7 protein-coding genes are annotated in these 5980 nt (G+C 41.4%); 6 read left to right on the top strand and 1 reads right to left on the bottom strand.

The window, feature by feature from the left end:
• The first annotated feature begins 415 nt into the window (after window positions 1–415).
• On the top strand, window positions 416–1342 hold the full coding sequence (locus tag WBJ10_RS12375; RefSeq protein WP_424290736.1) for a cobalamin-binding protein: 927 nt from the start codon (window positions 416–418) through the stop codon (window positions 1340–1342).
• Window positions 1343–1399: 57 nt separating this feature from the next.
• Here the strand turns inward: WBJ10_RS12375 and WBJ10_RS12370 are convergent, their stop codons facing one another.
• The gene (locus WBJ10_RS12370) at window positions 1400–1921 is read right to left on the bottom strand and encodes an NADPH-dependent FMN reductase (protein WP_424290734.1); all 522 of its coding nucleotides are present in this window, start codon (window positions 1919–1921) and stop codon (window positions 1400–1402) included.
• Between the two features lie 178 nt (window positions 1922–2099).
• Here WBJ10_RS12370 and WBJ10_RS12365 point away from each other — a divergent pair, with 178 nt between their 5' ends.
• The 5 genes from WBJ10_RS12365 to lepB all read left to right on the top strand — a co-directional run.
• Complete coding sequence (locus WBJ10_RS12365) at window positions 2100–2903, top strand: ParA family protein (RefSeq protein WP_424290732.1); 804 nt, start codon at window positions 2100–2102, stop codon at window positions 2901–2903.
• A 7-nt stretch (window positions 2904–2910) separates the two neighbouring features.
• On the top strand, window positions 2911–3813 hold the full coding sequence (locus WBJ10_RS12360) for a ParB/RepB/Spo0J family partition protein (RefSeq protein WP_424290730.1): 903 nt from the start codon (window positions 2911–2913) through the stop codon (window positions 3811–3813).
• A 32-nt stretch (window positions 3814–3845) separates the two neighbouring features.
• Window positions 3846–4436: a DUF5683 domain-containing protein gene (locus WBJ10_RS12355; RefSeq protein WP_424290728.1), complete on the top strand. Its 591-nt coding sequence runs from the start codon at window positions 3846–3848 to the stop codon at window positions 4434–4436.
• A 76-nt stretch (window positions 4437–4512) separates the two neighbouring features.
• Window positions 4513–5256 carry a 4-hydroxy-tetrahydrodipicolinate reductase gene (dapB, locus tag WBJ10_RS12350; RefSeq protein WP_424290726.1) on the top strand — a complete coding sequence of 248 codons (744 nt, stop codon included), beginning with the start codon at window positions 4513–4515 and terminating at the stop codon, window positions 5254–5256.
• Between the two features lie 20 nt (window positions 5257–5276).
• Window positions 5277–5980, top strand: a 704-nt coding sequence (lepB, locus tag WBJ10_RS12345; protein WP_424290724.1) for a signal peptidase I, incomplete at its 3' end; no start/stop codon positions are given.

Raw genomic sequence — 5980 nt, 5'->3', positions numbered from 1 at the left:
CCAGTAAGCCCTGAAAAAGTTTAGAACCCGGTGTTGCCGGGTTTTTTTGTTTTAGAGGAATGTGTTTACTTCAGACGGCTTACCTACACACCGAAATTTTAACCGCAGAGTCGCAAGGTCCCTCCCTACGGTCGGGATGACGGGTCTATCGTTGGGGAGAGGGAGATTTCTCCTCGCTTTTAAATTTCGGTTAATGATAAAAAAGGGTTTAGCTCGTCGAAATAATCTACCATTAAAATAGGGGTATATTTCGACGAGCTGATGGCCTATGAAATTAATCGGGTTGAGTGTTGCGAGGAGAAATCTCCACTTTCTTAAAAAATCGCGGTCGTCATCCCGACCGTAGGGAGGGACCCGCGTACTCTGCCGTTAAAATATATGCGCCCCGCATCGTACATTTGCCAAAATCTCCTGCATGTCTGATCTTAAAATCATTTCCCTTCTCCCAGCCGCTACCGAAATTGTTTGTGCCCTCGGATTTGAATCAAACCTCGTTGGCCGTTCGCATGAGTGCGATTATCCCGAGAGTGTGAAACAACTTCCTGTCTGTTCATCCGCAAAGTTTAATTCCGGCTCCGACAGTGCAGAAATCGACCGGCAGGTGAAAGAGATTCTCAGCAATGCCTTGTCGATTTATACCATTGATCGTGAATTGATCAGGCAGTTAAATCCTGACTTAATCATCACGCAGGCCCAATGTGAAGTTTGCGCAGTGAGTGTGAGAGATGTTGAAGAGGCCCTGGAAGGTTTGCTGGACAAAGAGTGCAGGATCATCTCTTTGCAACCCAATACTCTATCTGACGTCAATGATGACATTAAAAGAATAGCGGACTATTTAGGAGTCCCTGAAAAGGCTGAAGTAATTTTTGAGCTTGCCGATGAGAGGTTAAGCATCATCAATCACAAACTCAGGTTTCTTTCAGAAAAGCCAAAGGTAGCATGTATCGAATGGCTCTCACCGCTTATGATAGCGGGCAACTGGACTCCAGAATTAGTCCAGATCGCCGGGGGCAATCCCCTACTTGCTGTAAACGGGCAGCATTCTCCTTTCATTCAATTTGAGGATTTATTAAAAGAGAACCCTGATATTATTATCGTAATGCCTTGTGGATTTTCCATACCGCGAACTTTACAGGAAATCAATCTCCTGCTTGATTTACCGGGCTGGCAGGAATTGAATGCCGTGAAAAATAACCGGATCTACATTGCAGATGGAAACCAATATTTCAACCGCTCTGGACCAAGGCTAATCGATAGTGTAGAAATTCTTGCAGAGATAATAAACCCAAAGCAATTTGTATTTGGGTATGAGGGGGTAGGTTGGATTAAGTTCAATGTGTAGATGAGCAAATTAGGAAATGAGCAAATGTGCTAATTCTCTAATTTTCAAATTTGCTAATTAAAAGGAAATAAACTGCTCTATCTGCTGTTCGGTAAACTTCTTCGTTTCTTCCTTAAATAAATTGCCCTCTTCATCAAACTCATTATGGATGGCTGGAATGTGGATACGGAGGGGAAGGACGTGCAGATTGATATAATGGCAAATGCCAGTGAAATGCTCCACGCCGCGGACATTGCCGTACTTACCTGAAGAAAGCCCAACTAGTGCCGCTTTCTTCCCATAAAAGCTATCCGGGAATTTACATGCGTCTACAAATGTTTTAAGAATACCTGGAAACCCGCCATTGTATTCCGGAAAGATGAAAATAAACTTACTGGTCTGTGTAATGGTGTCCTGAAGGATCTGAAACTCTTCGCTTCGGTTTCCGTAAAGATCTGAACTTATAAAATTGTCGGGTAGCAGAGTTAGTGGAAGAAGGCCGGCATCGTAACCTTTTGCAGATAATTGTCTCTCATAATATTGAGCGAGCTTTAGCGTATTACTACCTTCGCGGTTTGTTCCTGAAATAATTGTGATCATTTTTGTTAATAAGATGTGCAAAACGAAAATCGCCCCTAAGGGTAATTACTTATAAGTTTGTTATCTTTAGTCCCTGGTTAAAAAACCACCCAAGCATGTCAAAAGTAGTCTTTTTTAACGCCTTACAGCTATTTTTTGGCTTACATTATATCAGTTATTTGTAAATATTTTCGAAAATATGGGTAAAATCATCGCGTTAGCTAACCAGAAAGGTGGGGTTGGTAAAACAACTTCTTCAATTAATTTGGCAGCAAGTTTAGCTGTGCTTGAATATCGTACATTGTTAGTTGATGCGGATCCGCAGGCTAATTCAACATCGGGTATAGGGTATGACCCTCGCACAATAAAAGCTAGTATCTATGAATGCATTATAAATGAAATAGATCCATTGGATGCTATCCAAAGTACCGATACGCCAAACCTTGACTTATTGCCGGCTCATATTGATCTGGTTGGTGCCGAAATCGAGATGATCAATCTCGCAGATCGGGAGTTTAAGATGAAAGCTGTACTTGAAAAGATTCGTGACAACTATGATTTCATCATCATTGATTGCTCACCGTCATTAGGCCTTATTACAATAAATGCCCTTACTGCTGCGGATTCTGTTATTATACCGGTTCAATGTGAATATTTCGCACTGGAAGGACTCGGAAAACTCTTGAATACAATCAAAATTGTGCAAAACCGTTTGAATACTGAACTGCAAATCGAGGGAATTCTTTTAACGATGTACGATGTGCGTTTACGCTTGTCAAATCAGGTAGTGGAAGAAGTGAAAACTCATTTCCAGGATCTGGTTTTTGAAACAATCATTCAGAGAAATACCCGCTTGAGCGAGGCTCCGAGCTACGGAATCTCGGTAATTATGCATGACGCTAATTGTAAAGGGGCTATTAATTACCTTAATCTGGCTCGGGAGATCATTAGAAAGAATGGTCTCGTTTCAAAAGAAGAAGCCTCAAAGCAAGCATTAGTTTAGTTATTTTATGATCCATCAGAAGAAAACAGGCCTGGGAAAGGGATTACGAGCATTATTGGATGATTCAGATCTGCAGGAAGGCGATAGAAAACAGCAAATCAGCAACGAAAGTACTTCTTTAGGATCGATAAGTTTTGTAAAGATAAATCAGGTTGAAGTTAATCCTTTTCAACCCCGTACAGATTTTGACAAGGAAGCTCTTCAGGACTTAGCTGACTCAATTAAGCTCCAGGGGCTGATTCAACCTATTACAGTTAGGAAAGCGGGACAGAATTCATATCAGCTGATATCTGGTGAGCGCCGTTTACGTGCTTCAAAGCTGGCAGGACTTGAAGAAATTCCTGCTTACGTACGTACTGCTAACGACCAGCAGATGCTGGAAATGGCCCTTATCGAAAACATACAGCGTGAAAACCTGAATGCGATTGAGGTAGCCCTGAGTTTTCAGCGCATGATCGATGAGTGTAATCTGAAACAAGAAGAGCTTGGAAGCAGGGTCAGTAAAAATCGTTCAACAGTTACCAATTATCTCCGCCTGCTCAAACTTCCGCCGGCTATACAAGCGGCTATACGGGACAAAGAGATTTCAATGGGTCATGCTCGTGCTTTGATCTCTGTGGAGAATCCGGATCAGCAATTATATATTTTTCAGGAGATAATAAATCGTGGACTTTCCGTTAGAAATGTTGAAGAACTTGTTCGTCAGATAGAGAAATCAGGTAAACAGAAAACACCAGCTTCTAAAAAAGATGGGATTTCGTTTCAGTACATGAAAATTCAGGATGACCTTGCATCGAAGTTTGCAACAAACGTAAAATTAAAACTTAAAGACAAGGGAACTGGTTCTATAGAGATCACGTTTATGTCGGATGACGACCTGAACAGAATTCTGGAAATGTTAGACTGGTAATGACAGGAAAGATTTTAAGCATAGTATTCTGCATGTGTTTTTTAGCGCAGGTCAGTGCTTATTGTCAAGTTTCTGATACTCTCCCTAAATTAAAACGAGTAGACACTCAGGTTTCCACAGTTGGTGTAGTGAAAGATTCTGCCCGTCTTGCAATTGAAGCAATGCCTGGTATTGCGGCCAGAAGGTCGGCGATGGTTCCCGGACTCGGTCAAATATATAATAAGCGCTGGTGGAAAGTCCCCCTGGTATATGGAGGATTTGTTGGTATTGGATTAGTTTACGAGTTTAACCAACGTCAGTATAAAAAATTCCTTACTGAAGCCCAGTACCGTCAGGATGAACCAGGAAAAGCCAATCCAGCCTGGAAAGCCTATACTGACGAAGGTATTATCGGTGTTAAAGATGATTACAGAAGAACGCGCGACCTTTCTATATTAGGTGGAATAGCATTTTATGCTATCCAGGTTATAGATGCGTATATAGATGCGAAGTTTTACAGATTTGATGTATCGGATGACTTATCCTTGAATATTGACCCTTTTCTTCAACCTACCCCTGGTTTTAATGCCTTCGCCCAAGTACATAAAGCAACGGTTGGGTTCAAAGTCAGACTTTCCTTATGAGGTTTTTCTTAATTTTTGATTTAAATTACACGGATTGTAACATGAATAGCCTCGCTGCTATCTAAAAAATGACATTATGAAAATAGCAATTCTTGGTTATGGAAAAATGGGACAAATCGTCGAGCAATTTGCTATTGAAAGAGGGCACGATATCGTCTTGAAAGTGAATGCCGAAAATGTGGATGATTTGACCATTGAAAATCTAAAAAATGCCGACGTAGCGATAGATTTTAGCACCCCTGATTCAGTACTTCAAAATATAGGACTCTGTTTCGATGCTGGTGTTGCTATTGTAGTTGGAACAACTGGCTGGTACGGACGTTTACAGGAAGTAAAGAATCAATGTGTTGAAGGTAATAATACCTTGCTCTACGGATCAAATTTTAGTGTTGGGGTAAATATCTTCTTTTATGTAAACAAGATGCTGGCTAAGATCATGAACAGATATCCTCAATACGAAGTGCAGGTTGAGGAGATCCACCATACGGCTAAGATTGATTCTCCAAGCGGGACAGCGATGAGCATCGCGGAAGGAATTATAAGTGAATTGGATCGTAAGAATGAATGGGTTAATGAACTTATTGGATCTGATCCCGACCTGATCACAAAGCCTGATCAGCTGCTTATCGAGTCACATCGTATAGAAGATGTGCCTGGGACGCATACCGTAATCTATAGTTCGGAAGTCGATGATTTAGAATTCAAGCATAAAGCGCACAGCCGCGCGGGTTTTGCACTGGGAGCCGTTCTGGCGGCAGAATGGGTGCACAAAAAAACCGGATTTTTTAATGTCACCGATATGTTTGATTTTAGCGTTTAATTTTTTGTTATAGAACCAATATGAACTGGAAGTTTTGGAATAAAGATAAGTCTGCCGATAAGAAAGTAAAGGTAAAGAAGAGTGCCGGGAGAGAGTGGTTTGATGCAATTTTGTTTGCGGTAATTGCGGCCACACTTATTAGAGGACTTTTTATTGAAGCATATACAATACCAACCGGTTCGATGGAGAAAACTTTACTGGTAGGAGATTTTCTCTTCGTCAGTAAAGTGAATTATGGTGCCAGGATGCCGATTACACCTGTTTCATTTCCATTCGCTCATCACACTATGCCCATTACAGGTACAAAGGCATATTGGGATGGGATACAGTGGAAGTATAGACGCCTTCCGGGCTTGGGCAACGTTGAGCGAAATGATGTGGTTGTGTTTAATTACCCGATGGATGCTGATGCGCCCTTATCGCGACCGGTTGATAAGCGGGAGAATTATATTAAACGATGCCTCGCCATTGGGGGTGATACGCTAAGTATTATTAATGCAAGGGTATATGTAAATAGCAAACCTGCAGAAGTTCCTGAATTTGGCGAGAAATATTATAAAGTGCAGACAGACGGTACGGAATTTAATCCCCAAACCCTTGAAGATATGCATATCGAATCGCAGCGTTCTGCGGAAAGCGAATATTTTTTCAACATGACCGCTTCGGATGCTGAAACGATTAAAAAATGGGCGAATGTTAAGTCGGTAGAGAGGTACATTGCTCC

This window comes from Daejeonella sp., assembly GCF_049655485.1.
GTDB lineage: Bacteria > Bacteroidota > Bacteroidia > Sphingobacteriales > Sphingobacteriaceae > Daejeonella.
This window is presented reverse-complemented; position numbering and strand designations above follow the sequence as displayed.